General features: G+C 74.1%; 16 protein-coding genes and 1 pseudogene. 3 read left to right on the top strand and 14 right to left on the bottom strand.

Going from position 1 to position 16,305, the window contains the following annotated elements; genetic code table 11:
• The first annotated feature begins 53 nt into the window (after window positions 1-53).
• Window positions 54-923: an endo alpha-1,4 polygalactosaminidase gene (locus tag FHX31_RS23265; RefSeq protein WP_091329695.1), complete on the top strand. Its 870-nt coding sequence runs from the start codon at window positions 54-56 to the stop codon at window positions 921-923.
• A 249-nt stretch (window positions 924-1,172) separates the two neighbouring features.
• Here FHX31_RS23265 and FHX31_RS23270 read toward each other — a convergent pair whose 3' ends face one another.
• The 13 genes and pseudogenes from FHX31_RS23270 to FHX31_RS23325 form a co-directional block, all read right to left on the bottom strand.
• Entirely contained in the window at window positions 1,173-3,386 is a 2,214-nt protein-coding gene (locus FHX31_RS23270; RefSeq protein ID WP_184977185.1) for an MMPL family transporter, read from the bottom strand.
• Between the two features lie 239 nt (window positions 3,387-3,625).
• On the bottom strand, window positions 3,626-4,483 hold the full coding sequence (mutM, locus tag FHX31_RS23275; RefSeq protein WP_184977186.1) for a bifunctional DNA-formamidopyrimidine glycosylase/DNA-(apurinic or apyrimidinic site) lyase: 858 nt from the start codon (window positions 4,481-4,483) through the stop codon (window positions 3,626-3,628).
• Entirely contained in the window at window positions 4,476-5,279 is an 804-nt protein-coding gene (rnc, locus tag FHX31_RS23280; RefSeq protein WP_013284561.1) for a ribonuclease III, read from the bottom strand. The genes mutM and rnc overlap by 8 nt, the downstream gene beginning before the upstream one ends.
• Window positions 5,276-6,235 carry a fatty acid synthesis plsX protein gene (locus FHX31_RS23285; RefSeq protein ID WP_030269999.1) on the bottom strand — a complete coding sequence of 320 codons (960 nt, stop codon included), beginning with the start codon at window positions 6,233-6,235 and terminating at the stop codon, window positions 5,276-5,278. The genes rnc and FHX31_RS23285 overlap by 4 nt, the downstream gene beginning before the upstream one ends.
• Before the next feature lie 132 nt (window positions 6,236-6,367).
• Window positions 6,368-6,541: a 50S ribosomal protein L32 gene (rpmF, locus tag FHX31_RS23290; RefSeq protein WP_013284559.1), complete on the bottom strand. Its 174-nt coding sequence runs from the start codon at window positions 6,539-6,541 to the stop codon at window positions 6,368-6,370.
• A gap of 5 nt (window positions 6,542-6,546) precedes the next feature.
• Window positions 6,547-7,110, bottom strand: coding sequence for a YceD family protein (locus FHX31_RS23295; protein WP_013284558.1), 564 nt, complete (start codon window positions 7,108-7,110; stop codon window positions 6,547-6,549).
• Window positions 7,111-7,233: 123 nt separating this feature from the next.
• A complete protein-coding gene (locus FHX31_RS23300) occupies window positions 7,234-7,731 on the bottom strand; it encodes an SPFH domain-containing protein (RefSeq protein ID WP_013284557.1) in 498 nt (165 codons plus the stop codon).
• 241 nt (window positions 7,732-7,972) lie between these two features.
• Window positions 7,973-8,449 (bottom strand): pantetheine-phosphate adenylyltransferase, encoded by a 477-nt coding sequence (coaD, locus tag FHX31_RS23305; RefSeq protein WP_013284556.1) that lies wholly within the window; start codon window positions 8,447-8,449, stop codon window positions 7,973-7,975.
• Window positions 8,446-9,009: a 16S rRNA (guanine(966)-N(2))-methyltransferase RsmD gene (gene rsmD / locus FHX31_RS23310; RefSeq protein WP_013474350.1), complete on the bottom strand. Its 564-nt coding sequence runs from the start codon at window positions 9,007-9,009 to the stop codon at window positions 8,446-8,448. The genes coaD and rsmD overlap by 4 nt, the downstream gene beginning before the upstream one ends.
• Window positions 9,010-9,094: 85 nt before the next feature.
• Window positions 9,095-9,793 (bottom strand): serine hydrolase domain-containing protein, encoded by a 699-nt coding sequence (locus FHX31_RS23315; RefSeq protein ID WP_402882688.1) that lies wholly within the window; start codon window positions 9,791-9,793, stop codon window positions 9,095-9,097.
• Between the two features lie 2 nt (window positions 9,794-9,795).
• Window positions 9,796-10,038: pseudogene (locus FHX31_RS32805) on the bottom strand (serine hydrolase); the annotation flags it as partial.
• 76 nt (window positions 10,039-10,114) lie between these two features.
• Entirely contained in the window at window positions 10,115-12,316 is a 2,202-nt protein-coding gene (recG, locus tag FHX31_RS23320) for an ATP-dependent DNA helicase RecG (protein ID WP_013474348.1), read from the bottom strand.
• Window positions 12,313-13,926, bottom strand: a complete 1,614-nt coding sequence (locus tag FHX31_RS23325) for a DAK2 domain-containing protein (protein WP_013474347.1) — start codon at window positions 13,924-13,926, stop codon at window positions 12,313-12,315. Before FHX31_RS23325 ends, recG begins: the two co-directional genes overlap by 4 nt.
• A gap of 210 nt (window positions 13,927-14,136) precedes the next feature.
• On the opposite strand from FHX31_RS23325, the gene rpmB reads away from it, so the two are divergent.
• Both rpmB and FHX31_RS23335 read left to right on the top strand, forming a co-directional pair.
• On the top strand, window positions 14,137-14,328 hold the full coding sequence (rpmB, locus tag FHX31_RS23330; protein WP_013284551.1) for a 50S ribosomal protein L28: 192 nt from the start codon (window positions 14,137-14,139) through the stop codon (window positions 14,326-14,328).
• Window positions 14,329-14,537: 209 nt separating this feature from the next.
• Entirely contained in the window at window positions 14,538-15,794 is a 1,257-nt protein-coding gene (locus tag FHX31_RS23335) for an ATP-grasp domain-containing protein (RefSeq protein ID WP_123111041.1), read from the top strand.
• Here FHX31_RS23335 and FHX31_RS23340 read toward each other — a convergent pair.
• Window positions 15,791-16,258, bottom strand: coding sequence for a GNAT family N-acetyltransferase (locus FHX31_RS23340; protein ID WP_123111040.1), 468 nt, complete (start codon window positions 16,256-16,258; stop codon window positions 15,791-15,793). The genes FHX31_RS23335 and FHX31_RS23340 overlap by 4 nt on opposite strands.
• Between the last annotated feature and the right edge of the window lie 47 nt (window positions 16,259-16,305).

Genomic DNA, 16,305 nt, shown 5'->3' on the forward strand with positions numbered 1-16,305 from the left:
CTCGTTGACCGGTCGGGGGCGGCGTCGGACCGCCCGCGTCCGGGGAGCTGTCGATGCGGATCCGGCCGGTGTGGGCCGTGCCGCGCTCCCGGCCGGCCCACGTCCGCCGACGTGGCCCGCGCCGGGGCGTGGCGCTCGCGCTGACCGCGCTGCTGCTCGCCCCGGTGCCGGCCTGCCGCCGGCCGATCACGCCGCCCGGCGCGCCCACGCCCTGGCCGGCCGCGCAGGCCGACCGCTGGCGGTGGCAGTGGCAGCTCACCACCCCGGTGGACGTCACAGCCGACGCCGACGTCTTCCTCCTCGATCCGGTGGCGACCACCTCGGCCGAGACCGCCGAGCTGCGCGAGCAGAGCCGCCGGCTGGTCTGCCACGTCCGGGTCGGCACGTACGCCGCCGACGACCCGGACGCCACCCGCTTCCCCGCCGCCGTACGCGGCGCGGCGGTGCCGGGGCGGCCGGGGAGCCGTTTCCTGGACGTACGGGGCTGGGACGCGCTCGCTCCGGTGCTGGCCGACCGGTTCCGGCTGTGCCGGGGCAAGGGCTTCGGCGCGGTGGCGCTCGCCGACACGGACGGCTACCGGCACCGCTCCGGCTTCCCGCTGGACTTCGACGACCAGCTGCTGTTCAACCGCCGGCTGGCCGGGTTGGCCCGCAAGCTGGACCTCTCCCCCGGCCTGGTCGACGACGTGCCGCAGGTGGCCGCGCTGGCCCCCGACTTCGACTTCGCGGTCAACCAGGAGTGCGTACGCCGCCGCGAGTGCGCGAAGCTGCTGCCGTTCGTCGACGCCGGCAAGCCGGTCTTCCACGTCGAGTACACCGGCGAGCCGGCGGACTTCTGCGTCACCTCGGTCGGCTACGGCTTCGCCTCGATCCGCAAGGACCGCCAGCTGGACGCCTGGCGGGAGCCGTGCGTCCTGCCGTGACAACCCCGGCGCCCCGCTCGCCGGGGAGCGGGGCGCCGATGACGATCATCCGGTACGAAAGCTGCCAACACTCTCCGTCACCCTCAGCGGCGAACAGATGCACGGAAGGCGGTATACCTGAGAGTCATACTTATGACTCTCAGGTATACCGCGCGAACACGAATGCCTTCTCAGCGGCCGGCACGAGCCGGAACTGATGTCAAGCTGTTCGGCACTTCCGGTTGGGCGCCGGGGCGGGTCCGCTCGGGGTCAGCGGGCGCCGACCAGCTCCGGCGCCGGGGCGGGCGGCGGCTCGACCGCCGGGGTGGGCGTACGGCGGCGCATGAACCTCGGCGCCCACCAGTTCGCGTCACCCAGCAGCGTCATCACCGAGGGCAGCACGACCGCGCGGATGATCGTGGCGTCCAGCAGGATCGCCGCCGCCAGGCCGATGCCGAGCTGCTTGAAGTCGATCATGCTGAGCGTGGCGAAGATGGAGAACACCGCCACCATCACCACCGCCGCACTGGTCACCACCCCGGCCGACGAGGTGATCCCGTGCGCCACCGCCTCCCGGGTCGGCATCCCCCGGTCGACCGCCTCGCGGATCCGGCTGACCACGAAGACGTGGTAGTCCATCGACAGTCCGAACAGCACCACGAACAGGAACAGCGGCAGCCAGGTGACGATCGCGTCCATCGAGGTGAAGCCGAGCAGCCCCTCCGCCCAGGTGCTCTGGAAGACCAGCACCAGCAGCCCGTACGCGGCGCCGGCGGAGAGCAGGTTCAGCACGATCGAGGTCAGCGCCACCACCATCGACCGGAACGTCCACGCCATCACCAGGAACGTCAGCGCCAGCACGAACGCCGCGACGATCGGCAGCTTCGCCCAGATGTGGGCGGCGTAGTCCTCGCTGGCGGCCACGCCGCCGCCGACCGCGTACTCCACGCCCGGGATGCCGCCGAGCGTGGCCGGGACCAGGTCCTCGCGCAGCTCGTGCAGCGACCGGGACGCCTCGTCGGAGCGGCTGGCGTGCGTCGTGGCCACCTCCAGCACCGACACCCGCCGGTCCGCCGACACCTGGATCTCCGGGCCGTCCCCCTCGGCCGGCGCGAAGAGCGGGTCGGCGGCGGTACGGCCGGCCAGGTCGGTGAGCGCGGCCCGCACCCGGTCGGCCTGCTCGGCGGGTGCCCGCACGGCGACCGTGTGGCTGGTGCCGTTGCTCGGGAAGGCCGCGGTGAGCCGGTCGTACGCCTGCATGGCCGCCGTGGTGCGCGGCACGTCCTCCGGGCCGGGGAACTTCAGCTTCATGCCGAGCGCGGGCGCGGCGAGCGCGAGCAGCAGCGCGACCGAGATCAGCAGCGTGGCCACCGGCGCGCGCAGCGCCGGCTTGAGCACCGCCGGCCAGAACCGGGGCCGGGCCGGCTGCCCGTCGCGCGGGGCGGTGAGGCGCCACAGCAGCGGCACCCGCGGCCGGTCCACCCAGCGGCCCAGCTTCGCCAGCAGCGCCGGCAGCACTGTGAGCGAGCCGATCACGGCGACCGCGACCACCAGGATCGAGCCGACCGCCAGCGACGAGAAGATCGCGTCCTGGGCGAGCAGCAGACCGCCCATCGAGATGATCACAGCGGTGCCGGAGACCACCACGGCGTGCCCGGAGGTCTCCGCCGCGATCTCCACCGCGTCCAGTCCGGATCGGCCCTTGGCCCGTTCCTCCCGTTCCCGCCGCACGTAGAACAGCGAGTAGTCCACGCCGACCGCCATGCCGATCAGCAGGATGACGCTGGCGGTGGTGTCGGTGGCCGGCACCAGGTGCGAGGCGAGTGTGGAGAGGCCCATCGCGGCGGCCACCGAGGAGAGCGCCAGCAGCACCGGCACTCCGGCGGCGATCAGCGCGCCGAACGCGATGATCAGGATGGCCAGCGTCACCGGCAGGCTGAGCAGCTCGGCGCGCTTGAAGTCCTTGCCGAGCGTGTCGTCGAGCGCCTTGTCGATCGACGGGCCGCCGACCTGCTCCACCCGTAGCTGCGGGTGCGCGTCCTGCACCTTCGTGGTGGTGTCCCGCAGCGGCTGCACCCGGTCACCGGCGGTGCCCGGGTCGCCCGACATGGTGATCGGCACCAGCAGCGCGCTGCCGTCGCGCGACGGCATCGGCGTACCGATCGAGGCCACGCCGTCGACCTGCCGCAGCCGGTCCGCCGCGTCCTGCGCGGCGGCCTTCGCCGCGGCCTGGTCGAGCGAGCCCGAGCGGGCGGTGATCAGCACGTTCTCGGTCGCCGGCCGGTCGAACCCGCCACTGTCGACGATCAGCTGTGCCTGTCCGAACTCGCCGATCGCCTGATCCTCGTCGGTCGCCTCGTTCAGCCCGGCGGCGCTGCCGCCCACGAAACACACCGCCACGAAGACCACCCACAACGCGATCGCGCGCCACGGATGCTCCGCACTCCACCGTGCCAGCCGCACGGTCACCGGTCGCCTGCCCATGTCCCGGGTTCCACCCTCCTGATGCCGGCCCTGTGCCGACCCCAGATGACGCTAGGCAGCAGGCGGGGCCCCGACATCGGGGAACGGCCCCCGCTCGTCCCCGATCCGGCGGACGAGGTCCGCGCGGCCGGAACCGGCCGCGCGGACCGGGCGGAAAAGGGCATCTCCGGGTACGCTCCGGCGCGTCTCCGGGGACCGTCGGGCGAAGCACACGGGCGCAACCCCGAACCGGCTCGGGGTCATCCCCGGAGGGTGCCCCGGGGCCGCGGCTGGCATCGCGGGCAGCTGTAGGAGGACCGGTTCATGAACGCCTCCCGCCGGATCGGCGCGCCGCAGCGCGGGCAGGACTCCCCCTCCCGGCCGTACGCGTTCAGCGACCGGTCGAAGTAGCCGCTCTCGCCGTTGACGTTGACGTACAGCTCGTCGAAGCTGGTGCCACCCTGCTTGATCGCCTCGGCGAGCACGTCCCGCACGTGCCCGAGCAGCCGCAGCGCGGCCGGACGGGTGAGCGCGTCGGCCGGGCGGGTGCCGTGCAGCTTCGCCCGCCACAGTGCCTCGTCGGCGTAGATGTTGCCCACCCCGGAGATCAGCGTCTGGTCGAGCAGCGCGCGTTTGATCTCCGTACGCTTGCGCCGCAGCGCCGCCACGAACGCCTCGTCGGAGAACTCCGGGTCCATCGGGTCGCGGGCGATGTGGGCGATCTCGGCGGGCAGCTCCGCCCCACCTTCGGACACGGACAGCCCGCCGAACGTGCGCTGGTCGACGAAGCGCAGTTCCGGCCCGTCGTCGGCGAATCGGAACCGGACCCGCAGGTGCAGTTCGTCGGCCGCGCCGACCGGCTGCAGCAGCAGCTGGCCGGACATGCCGAGGTGGCCGATCACCGCGTCGCCGCTGTCCAGCGGCAGCCAGAGGTACTTGCCCCGGCGCTGCACGCCGGTGACCGTCCGGCCGGCGAGCACGTCGGCGAAGTGCGCGCCACCGGGCGCGTGCCGGCGTACGGCCCGGGGGTGGCGTACCTCGACGGCGGCGATCCGCCGGCCGATCACCCACTGGGCGAGTCCCACCCGGACGGTCTCGACCTCGGGCAGCTCAGGCACGGCCCGCGCCCGCCTCGACGTCCGTCGCGTCGTCCTGGACCTGCGGGCTCGTCTCCGCCTGGGCCTGCGCCGCCGCCTCCGCCTCGGCCTGCTCGGTGAGCGTCCGCCAGGCCGACTCGGCCGCGCGCTGCTCGGCCTCCTTCTTGCTGCGTCCCTCCGCGCCGCCGTAGCGGTTGCCGGCCACCACCACCCACGCGGTGAACGTCTTCAGGTGATCCGGCCCGGTGCCCTCGATCCGGTACTCGGGCACGCCGAGCCCGAGCGCGGCGGTCAGCTCCTGGAGGCTGGTCTTCCAGTCCAGCGCCGCGCCCCGGCCCGCCGACTCGGCCATCAGCGGGTCGAACAGCCGGTGGATGACGATGGCGGCGGTGTCCAGGCCGTACTGGAGATAGATCGCGCCCAGCAGCGCCTCCAGCGTGTCGGCCAGGATGCTCGCCTTGTCCCGTCCGCCGGTGGCCTCCTCGCCCTTGCCGAGCAGCAGGTACGCGCCCAGCCCGTCCGGGCCGAGACCACGCGCCACGTCGGCGAGCGCCCGCATGTTGACCACGCTGGCGCGCAGCTTCGCCAGCTGCCCCTCGGGCAGGTCGGGGTGGTTGTGGAACAGCGCTGTGGTGATCACCACGCCGAGGACCGAGTCGCCCAGGAACTCCAGCCGCTCGTTCGTGGGCAGGCCGCCGTTCTCGTACGCGTACGAGCGGTGGGTCAGCGCGCGCTCCAGCAGTTCCGGGTCGAGCGACACCCCGAAGGCCGCCTCCAGGTGGCCGACGGGAGCACGCCGCCGCTTGTCGTTGGTCATGGTGCTACCTCGGTGTCGTGTCGGTCAGGTGCGAGATCGTGCGGGATGTCGGCGAGCAGGGCGCGGACCGTTCCGGCGGCGTCGCGGCGCCACAGGTGGGCCGCGAGCGCGATACCGGAGGCGACGTCCTCGGAGCCGGCCGCGCCGTGGCACACCACCACGGTGCCGCCCACCCCGAGCAGCGCGGCGGCACGTGGGGCGCCACCGCGTGACGGTGGGCCGCCGGCCATGGCGTACGCGCCCTCGATGGCCTTCAGCAGGACGTTTCCGGTGAAACCGTCGGTCACCACGACGTCGGCGCGGGTGCCGAGCGAGATGTCGTACCCCTCGACCAGGCCGACGTAGCGGCCGTCGCAGGGCAGCGGCGCGGCGGCCAGCGCGGGCGCGGCTACGCGGCGCAGCCGGTCGCCCTTGCCGGTCTCCAGGCCGACGGAGAGCAGCCCGACGCGGGGTGCGGTGACGGCGTGGGCCACCGACGCGTAGGCGGCGCCGAGGAGGGCGTGCCGGGCCAGCGTGGCCGGGCCGGGTTCGAGCGTGCCGCCGACGTCGAGCAGCACCACCGGCCCTTCGACGGCGGGCAGCGTGGCGGCGAGCGCCGGGCGGCGGATCCCGGTCCAGCGGCCGAGGCCGAGCGCGGCGGCGGTGACTGTGGCACCGGTCGAGCCGGCGGAGACGACCGCGTCGGCGAGCCCGTCGCGGACCGCCTGCACGGCGGTGCGTACCGTGCTCTCGCCGCGGGCGGCGGTGGGATGGTCGGCCATGCCGACGGCGGTCCGCACCGGGCGGACCGTGACCCGTGCGCGCTGAGCCGGGTCGAGCGCACCGATCAGCTCGTCGGCCACCTCGATCGGGCCGACGAGCATCAGGTGCAGGGCGGGATCCGTGCGTACCGCTCGCAGAGCGCCGTCAACCACGACGGCGGGAGCATCGTCCCCGCCGAGGAGGTCGACGGCGATCCGCGCGGTGCCCGGCTCCGACGGTCCGCCGGCCGTGAGCCGGTCGGCGGTGGCGGGAGCCGGGGCACCGGGCGAGAGCCTTGGTGCGCGCGTCACCCGACCGGTGGTCGGGGACGTCACTCGGCGGCCGGGTCAGACCTCGAGGACCTGACGGCCGTTGTAGGTGCCGCAGACGGAGCAGGCGGTGTGCGGCAGCTTGGCCGACTTGCACTGCGGGCAGGCCACGGTCGCCACCGCCGAGGCCTTCCAGTTCGCCCGGCGGGCGCGGGTGTTGCTGCGCGACATCTTGCGCTTGGGGACGGCCACGGTTCTTACTCCTCTGTACGGGTCAGTTGCGTCAGGCTCGCCCAACGCGGGTCGACCTGCTGATGGCTGTGGTCGGCCGGCAGATCGTCCCAGTGCACCCCACACTCGGGGCACAGCCCTGGGCAGTCCTCCCGGCAGAGCGGGTTGGTCGGCAGCGCCAGCACCACCGCGTCCCGCAACGCCGGCTCCAGGTCGATCAGATCGCCCTGCATCCGGCCCACCTCGTCGGTGTCGGTCGTGTCGTCCGTGGCGCTGTTCTCGTACGCGTACAGCTCCTGGATCGTCACGGCCAACGAGTCGTCGATCTCGCGCAGGCAGCGGCCGCACTCGCCCTTGACGGGACCGGTGACGGTCCCGGAGACGAGCACGCCCTCGGACACCGACTCCAACCTCAGGTCGAGGTCGAGGTCCGCGCCCTCCGGCACACTGATCAACTCCACGCCGAGGTCCGCCGGTGCCGGCACGACCCGCTTGTGCGTACGCAACGCGCCAGGTCGGCGCGGCAGTTCTCTCGTGTCGAGAACCAGCGGCGACCTGGGGTCGAGTGTGCTTGGCGAGTGTTTGGGCATAGTCAGACTCCGGCCGTTGAGAGGCCGACAAAGAAGGTTACCTGCCAGGTGGGCGGACCGTCGAACCGGGGCTCACCTCCGGCTCGACGGCAGCCGGCTGTCGGCGACCGGCCTGCGCGCCGCTCAGAAGGGTAGCGGGCGGTCCGGCTCGTCCCCGGCGAAGGTGCCGATCTCGCGCAGCGCGTGCATCTTGTCCCGGCCGCGCTCTATCGAGGCCAGCGCCCGGGTGAGGAACTGCTCGAAGTTCGCCAGCGCGGTGTCGACGTAGTCGTCCACCTCCTCGCGGAGGCGCTGCGCCTCGGCCCGCGCCTCGGCGATGATCCGGGCACCCTCGTGCTCGGCCGAGACGGTGATCTCGTTGACCGAGACCAGCCGGGCGTGTTCCGCCTCACCCTCGCTGATGATCCGGTCGGCCTCGCGCTTGCCGGCCTCCATGATCTTGTCCCGCTCCTCCAGCAGCGCGGCGGCCCGGCGCAGGTCCGCGGGAAGCTCCGCGCGCAGCTCGTCGAGCGTGGCGATCATCTCGCCCCGGTCGACCATGCAGTTGTTGCGCGACATCGGGACGGAGCGGGCCTGCTCCACCATGGCGATGAGTTCGTCGATGCGATCGAGCGGGTCCACCGGTACCTCACTCCTGTCTTCGTCGGCCGCCCTCCATCATGCGGCCTACGCCCCGTCTCGGCGCTGCTGACATCATGTCGCGCCCGGGCCACAAGCACCCCACCCGCCCCACCCGGCGCGTCGCCCTCCCCCACCCTCCACTCGGCGATCTTGCACTTGCGGCCCGGCACTCGTCCCTTGCGGGAGGAATGTCCGGGCCGAAAGTGCAAGATCGCGGGGGTGGGGCGAGGGCGGGCGGGGGTCAGGGGCGGAGGCGGGTGGCGAGCTGGGCTCGGACCAGGTCGGGGACGTGGGCGGAGATGTCGCCGCCCCACTTCGCCACGTCCTTGATCAGGCTGGACGAGATGAACGAGTAGAGCGGGTTGGTCGGCATGAAGAGCGTCTCCACGCCGGCCAGGCCGATGTTCATCTGCGCCATCTGCAGCTCGTAGTCGAAGTCGCTCACCGCACGCAGGCCCTTGATCAGCACACTCGCCTGCTGGGCGCGGCAGAAGTCGACGAGCAGGCCGCGGAACGACTCCACCCGGACGTTGTCGTACGAGGCGGTCACCTCGCGGAGCATGGCGATCCGCTCCTCGACGGTGAACAGGCCCTGCTTCGACTGGTTGACCAGCACTCCGACGATCACCTCGTCGAACAACCGGCTGGCCCGGCCGATGATGTCGAGGTGTCCGTTGGTGACCGGGTCGAACGAGCCCGGGCAGACCGCACGTCTCATGATCGGCGACCGTACCAAAGAGTGGTCTCGCCGTAACGTCTGCTGCGCTCCGGAGTGACACCTTCCACCCACGTGACCGGTCCGGTACGGCTGGACCGCTCGACGACCACCAGGGCGTCCGGGGCGAGCCAGGCGCCGTCGACCAGCGCCGCCAGCATCGCGGTGATCTCGGCGTCCGGCACCGCGTACGGCGGATCGGCGAAGACCACGTCGTACGGCCCGTCGGTGGGTCCGGCCGCCAGCACGGTGGCGACCTTGCCGGTGACCAGGCGCGCGGCCGGCGCGGCCCGGAGCGCGGCGATGTTCTCCCGGATCACCCGGGCGGCCCGCGCGTCGGACTCGACGAGCAGGACGTGGGCCGCGCCCCGGGACAGCGCCTCCAGACCGACCGCGCCGGAACCGGCGTACAGGTCGGCGAAGCGCGCCCCGTCCAGGTCGACGTGGGAGTGCACGGCGCTGAACAGCGCCTCACGGACCCGGTCGGAGGTGGGACGGGTGCCGGCGCCTGGTGGCGCGGCGATCCGCCGGCCGCCGAGCGTGCCGGCCACGATCCGGGTCACCGTCGCTCCCTGCGCATGCCCCGACGCTACGCGACGCCCGGCCCGGTGACGCGTCGGCCACCCGCCCGGCCGGACCTCGCGTGGATCACCGCGCCTCGGGGGTGTCGAGCGCCGACGTGATCGTTCTCGGATCGACCTCGGCCCGGTTGGTCAGCAGGACGAGCCGCTGGTCGGATTCGGGCAGCCAGGCGGCGAACGCCTTGTAGCCGCCGTTGTCCCCCGAATGGTGCAGCGCCCGCCGGCCGGCCAGCGGGCCGACGAAGAAGCCGTAGCCGTACGCCTCGTCGGGCCGTCCGGTGGCCGCGTGCGGTGCGGTCATCGCCGCCACCGAGTCCGGGGCGAGCAGCCGGCCCCGGCGCGGTACGTCCAGCCAGGTGAGCAGGTCCGCGCCGGTGCACCAGACGTCACCCGCGCCCATGCTGACGGTCGCCAGGTCCCACGACGGCACCGGACGGCCGCCCACGTGTCCGACCGCCACGTCCGGCCGTCCGTCGCCCGCGCCGGCGAAGCTACCGGTCATGCCCAGCGGCGCGAAGACCTCGTCGGCGAGGAACTCGGCGTACGGCCGGTCGGCCACGCGCTCGACGGTCCGGGCCAGCAGCACGTAGCCGGGGCTGCTGTAGTGCCACCCCGCGCCGGGCCGGAACAGCGGCGGCAGCGCCGCGAACCGGTCGAGCAGCTCGTCCGGCTCGGCCGGCCCGTGCAGGTCGATCGCCGGGTAGTCCTCCCAGTGGCCCAGCCCGACGTGTGGGTGAGCAGGTGGTGCAGTGTGATGCCGGACCACTCCGGCGGCGGCGTGCCGGGCAGCCGGCGTACCACCGGATCGGACAGGCTCAGCGCCCCCCGCTCGGCGAGCAGCAGCACCGCCACTGCGGCCATCTGCTTGCTGATCGACGCGATCTGGAACCGCGTCGCCGCCGTGCACAGCCGGCCGGACGCCTCGTCGGCGACTCCGGCGACCCGGTCCACAGCGAGTTCGTCGCCGCGGGTCAGAAGGAGCACGCCGTGTTCGAGTGATGGTGTCGACATCTGCGCGAGCCTAGGCACGCGACGCCCGTGCCGCAGTCCCGCGAGGCCGCACCGGGGCGCCGTGCGAGCCCGCGCGTCAGCCCTTCTCCAGGTATTCGGCGCGCTCCTCGTCGACGAGCGCGGCGACCGACGCCGCCAGCGCCGGATGCCGGGAAAGATCCGGGTCGTCCTCGACCAGTTCGATCGCCTCGGCCCGCGCGTCGCGAATCAGCTCGGTGTCGCGCAGCAGCGACAGCAGCCGCAGGTGCGAACGCCGGCCGGACTGGGTCGCGCCCAGCACGTCGCCCTCCCGGCGCTGCTCCAGATCGAGTTCGGCGAGCTTGAAGCCGTCGGTGGTGGAGGCGACCGCGTCCAGCCGCTCCCGCGCGGACGAACCCTCGGCCGCCTCGGTGACCAGCAGGCAGAGACCGGCGGCCGAGCCCCGGCCCACCCGGCCGCGCAACTGGTGCAGCTGGGAGACGCCGAACCGGTCGGCGTCCAGCACGATCATCACCGTCGCGTTCGGCACGTTCACGCCGACCTCGACCACTGTGGTCGCGACCAGCACGTCCAGCTCGCCGTCGGCGTACGCGCGCATCACCGCGTCCTTCTCGTCCGCAGGCAGCCGCCCGTGCAGCACCCCGATCCGCAGCCCGTGCAGCGGCCCCTCGGCCAGCAGCGGGGCCACCTCGGTCACCGCCAGCGGCGGGCGGCGGCCGTTGTCGTCCTCCCGCGGCGGCTCCTCGTCCGACACCGGCCCCTCACCGATACGCGGGCACACCACGTACGCCTGGTGGCCCTTCGTGACCTCCTCGCGCAGCCGGCGCCAGGCCCGGTCGAGGAACGCCGGTTTCTCGGCGGCCGGGACCACGTGCGAGGCGATCGGCGAGCGGCCCTGCGGGAGCTGGGACAGCGTGGAGGTCTCCAGATCGCCGTAGACGGTCATGGCCACGGTGCGCGGGATCGGGGTGGCGGTCATCACCAGCACGTGCGGCGGCTGCTCGGCCTTGGCGCGCAGCGCGTCGCGCTGCTCCACGCCGAAGCGGTGCTGCTCGTCCACCACCACCAGGCCGAGGTCGTGGAAGTCGACGCCCTCGTAGAGCAGGGCGTGCGTGCCGAGCACGATGCCGGCGCGTCCCTCGGCCACCTCGGCCAGCGCCCGGCGCCGGGCCGCCGCGCCGAGCGAGCCGGTGACCAGCTCCACCCGCGTGGCGTCGTCGGCGGCGCCCAGCTCACCGGCCCGGCCGAGCGGGCCGAGCAGGTCGAGGATGCCCCTGTGGTGCTGGGCGGCGAGCACCTCGGTCGGGGCCAGCAGCGCGGCCTGCCCACCGGCGTCGACCACCTGGAGCATGGCGCGCAGCGCCACCACCGTCTTGCCGGAGCCCACCTCGCCCTGGAGCAGCCGGTGCATCGGGTGCGGCCGGGCCAGGTCGGCGGCGATCTCCCGCCCGACGACCTGCTGGCCGGAGGTCAGCTCGTACGGCAGCCGGGCGTCGAACGCGTCGAGCAGGCCGCCCGCCTTCGCCGGCCGGGCCCGCCCCGGGGACGCCGCCGCCCGCTGCTTGCGCTGCACCAGCGTGAGCTGCACGGCGAACGCCTCGTCCCACTTCAGCCGGCGGCGGGCCCGGTAGAGCGCCTCCTTGCTGGTCGGACGGTGGATCTCGCGCAGCGCGGTGCCGATGTCGGCCAGGTTGCGGGTGGCCCGCACGGTGGCCGGCAGCGGGTCCTCCGGCGGGGTGAACGTGTCGAGCACGACGCGGACGCAGCGGGCGATCACCCAGGTCGGGACCGCCGCCGCGGCCGGGTAGACCGGGATCAGCGCCCCGGCGAACTCCTCGACCTCCTCGTTTGCGGCCGCCTCGCCCTCGCCGCCCTCGCCGAGCAGGACGTACTCCGGGCCGTTGAGCTGCCGCTTGCCCCGGAACTCGGTCACCTTGCCGGCGAACAGCCCCCACCGGCCGGGCCGCAGCTCCCGCTCCCGCCACGCCTGGTTGCCGAAGAACGTGCAGGTGAGCACGCCGCCGGAGCCGTCGCCGACGGTGACCTCCAGCAGGTTGCCGCGCCGCTGGCGCATCGGGCGCACCGCTGTGCGCTGCACCTGGGCGAGCACCGTGACCTGCTCCCCCACGTCGAGCGAGCGGATGTCGGTGTGCTCGCCGCGCTCGTCGTACCGGCGCGGGAAGTGGTAGATCAGGTCGCCCGCGGTGTGCAGGTCGAGATGCCCGGCCAGCGCCTTCGCGGTGCGCTCGCCGACCAGCTTCTTCAGCGGCGTGTCCACAGTGGCCGCTTCACCAGTCATTCGACCCCCACCAGGAGCGGATAGTGCGGCTGCCCGCCCTCGTACGCCTGCACCTCGACGAACGGCCAGGCCCCCTCGACGTGCGCGCGGACCCGGTCGGCCAGCCCGGCCGGCGCGTCGGCGCCGCAGAGCAGCGTGACCAGCTCGCCGCCACCGCCGAGCATCCGGTCCACCACTGCGGTGCAGGTGTCGACCAGATCCTGCCCGATCAGGTGCACCTCGCCCTCGACCAGGGCCAGCACGTCACCCGGGCGGGCCGGGCCGGCGACGGTGAGCGCCTCCCGGGCGGCGTGGCAGACCTCGGCGTACCGGCAGGCGCCGGCCGCCTCGGCCATCGCGATCACGTCGTCCTCGAACCGCCGCTTCGGATCACGTACGGCGAGCGCCGCGAGCGCCTGCACCGGCGAGCGGGTCGGCACCACGCTCACCTTGATGCCGAGGCCGTGCGCCTCCTTGGCCGCCGCGCTCGCCACCGACTGGGTGTTCGGGTCGTTCGGCAGCACCACCACCCGGGCGGCGCCGGTGGCCCGGATCGCGTCGAGCAGCTCACCGGTGGACGGGTTGGCGGGCACCACCACGGCGCCCTCGGCGGCGAACAGCTCCGCGATGCCCGCGCCGGTGGCCACCACCACGGCGGCCCGCCCGTCGGGCAGCGCCACCTGCGGCCCCGGTGCCGGGGCGGTCTGGTCGGCGAAGCGGGTCACGCCGATCCGGTGCGGGCGGCCGGCGACCACGCCCGCCTCGACCGCCGCCCCGATGTCGTTGACGTGCACGTGCACGTTCCAGGTACCGGCGCCGTCGCCGACGATCGCCACGGAGTCGCCGAGCGCGTCCAGCTCGGCGCGCAGCCGGTTCACCGCCTCGTCGGTCGCGTCGAGCAGGTACTGCACCTCGTAGGCGTACGCGTCGGAGCCGCTCTCCCGCACGGCAGTGACCGGCGCGCGGCGGGCGGGCGGCGCGGACGCCGGCTGCCCCGGGCTCTCCCCCGTGATCACCTCGACGAGCGCGTCCAGCAGCAGGCACAGGCCGCGCCCGCCGGCGTCGACCACGCCCGCGCGGGCCAGCTCCGGCAACTGCTCGGGGGTACGCGCCAGCGCGTGCGCCGCCGCCTCGGCGGCGGCCCGGGCCACGGCGCGCAGGTCGTCGCTGTCCGCCCGGCGGGCCGCGTGGGCCGCGGCGGCGACCACGCTCAGCAGCGTGCCCTCGACCGGCCGGGCGACAGCGGCGTAGGCGGCGGTGGTGGCGTCGGCCAGCGCGTCGGCGAGCTGCCGCCCGCGCACCGCGGGCACGGCGGCGAGCGTGTCGGCGAGGCCGCGCAGGATCTGCGAGAGGATCACGCCGGAGTTGCCGCGCGCCCCGAGCAGCGCGCCCCGGGCCATCAGCCGCAAGGCGTGCCCGTGCGGGGTGTGCCCGTCGTCGGGAAGGGTGCCGAGATCCATGGCCAGGGCCTGCTGGGCCGAGGTGAACGTGAGCACCAGGTTGGTGCCGGTGTCGCCGTCGGGCACCGGGTAGACGTTCAAGTCGTCGATCTCGCCCTGGTGGGCCCGGAGGGCGGTCAGCCCGCTCGCGCACCAGCGGCGTACCGCTGCGGCGTCGAGGGTCTCCAGCACGTCGGGAAGCCTACTGGCGCACACCGACACGCGCCGGGGTCGTCCGCCGCGTGTCCGCCCCGGCCGACGGCCCGGCCCGGACGCCGGTACGCTGGGTGGGCTCGCGAAAGGGCCGGTTGGGCGTACCGACTGTCATCGGGTAACCTGACCAGGTTGCCCGGGCAGCGCCTGGCGGCGACCTCATGAACGTTTCAATCCCAGGAGTATCCCGTGGCTAGCGTGTGCGACGTCTGTGGCAAGGGGCCGGGCTTCGGCCACAACGTGTCCCACTCGCACCGGCGGACCAACCGCCGCTGGAACCCGAACATCCAGTCGGTGCGTACCCCGGCCGGTGGTGGCACCACCAAGAAGTTGCAGGTCTGCACCTCGTGCATCAAGGCCGGCAAGGTCACCCGCGCCTGACGCGGTAGCGCCACCGGAACATCGTCGGTCGCCGGCGGATCCCTTCGGGGTCCGCCGGCTTCTGTCGTGTCCCGGCGATCCGTCGCCCGGTATCCACCGACCGCCCCCGCACCCCTGACCGACCGTACGGCGACCCGCTGGTACGAGCCGGTTAGGGTGCTGCTGCGCCGGCCGTCCGGTTCCGGCGCGAGCCGTGGGGAGGATGACCGGTGGACCTCGATCTGGGCCGCGAGCAACTGGTGGTGGTGGGCGCGTCGTTCGGCTCGCTGAGCTGGTTCGACCAGGAACTGCCGCCCGGCAGCGTGGTGCTGGTCGAGGAGCCGGACGTGATCGCCCGCCGCGACCTGGCCCGGTTCGCCGAGCGGCTGCCGATGATCGGGCGCCTCGTCGCGGCCGAGTACCAGACCGGCTTCGACCCCGACGACCTGCTCGCCCGCGAGCCCGGCCTCGCCGACGCCCGGCTGGTCCTGCCCGGCCTGGAGTACGCGGTCGGCGCCGCCGCCCGGCTCGCCGAGCGGCTCGGCCTGCCGGGCGCCGGAGTGGAGGCCGCGGACGTCTTCTCCGACAAGCACCGGATGCGGCTGCTCGCCGACCGGATCGGGCTCGCGAACCCGGCGTACGAGCTGGTCGACGACCCGGCGCGGGCGGTGGAGTTCGCGCAGGCGCACGGCGGCCGGTGCGTGCTCAAGCCCACCCGCCGCTCGGGCAGCCTGGGCGTGCAGCTGATCACCGACCCGGCCGAGGTGCCGGCCCGCTGGGCGGCCAGCGCCGCCCCGCCCGACCCGGCCGAGGCCACCGAGCGCGGCCTGCCCACCGGTGTGCTGGTCGAGGAACTGCTCGTCGGCACCGAGCACAGCGTGGAGCTGCTCGTGGCCGAGGGCGACGTGGTCTTCGCCAACGTCACCGACAAGCGGATCGCCGGCGGCCGCTACCCGGTGGAGACCGGCCACACCGTGCCGTCCGCGCTGCCCGCCGACGCGCACGACGCGCTGCGCGCCGCAGCGGTACGTCTCGCCGAGGCGGCCGGCTTCCGCAGCGGCATGCTGCACAGCGAATGGATCCTCGCCGACGGCGTGCCGACGCTCGTGGAGTGTGCGGCCCGGATGCCCGGCGACATGATCACCGCGCTCATCTCGATCGCCTACGAGCGGGACGTCATCGAGGCGTACCTGCGGATCCTGCGCGGCGAACGGCCGGCGCTGCCGGCGCGGGCGACCGGCGCCGCGGCGATCGAGTTCCTGATCGCGCCGCCCGGCCGGGTCACCGCCGTGGACGGCAGGCGCGACGCGCTGCGCGTGCCGGGCGTGCTCGACGTGCAGGTGGAGACGAAGGTCGGTCAGACAGTGCCGGAGCTGCTCTCCTCGGCGCACCGCAGCGGGCACCTGATGGCCTGGGGCGCCACCCCGGACGAGGCCGCGAACGCCGCCCGCCGCGCCGCGAGCGAGATCCGCATCTCGGTCGGCTAGAGCGTGCGGCCGTACGACAGGCAGCCCGGGGCGTCCTTGTAGAAGCCGAAGTTCGGGATCCGCTCGTAGCCGGCCGAGGTGTACATGGCGATCGCCTCGGGCTGCTTGTCGCCGCACTCCAGCACGATCCGCTTGCGGCCGTGGTCGCGGGCGGACCGCTCGACCGCGCCGAGCACCGCGCGGGCCACGCCCCGGCCCCGGGCCGCCGGGTCGGTGTACATCCGCTTCAGCTCGGCCGTGTCGCCGTCCTCGCCGTGGCTGCGCCAGCCGCCGCAGCCCACCGGCCGCCCGTCCAGGTAGGCGACGAGGAACGCGCCGTCCGGCGGGGTGAACTCGGCCGCGTCGACAGGGGTCTCGTCGCCGCTGCCGCCGTACCGGGCGCCGAGGTCGGCCAGCGCCGCCCGGATCAGCGTCTGCGACTCGGGCGCGTCGAAGCGCCGCTCCCGGATCTCGATCTCGCTCACCGTGCCAGGTTACGACCGCCGCCGGCCCCGGCCCGGCCCGGCGGCCC

Source organism: Micromonospora sp. CNZ286 (assembly GCF_014207755.1).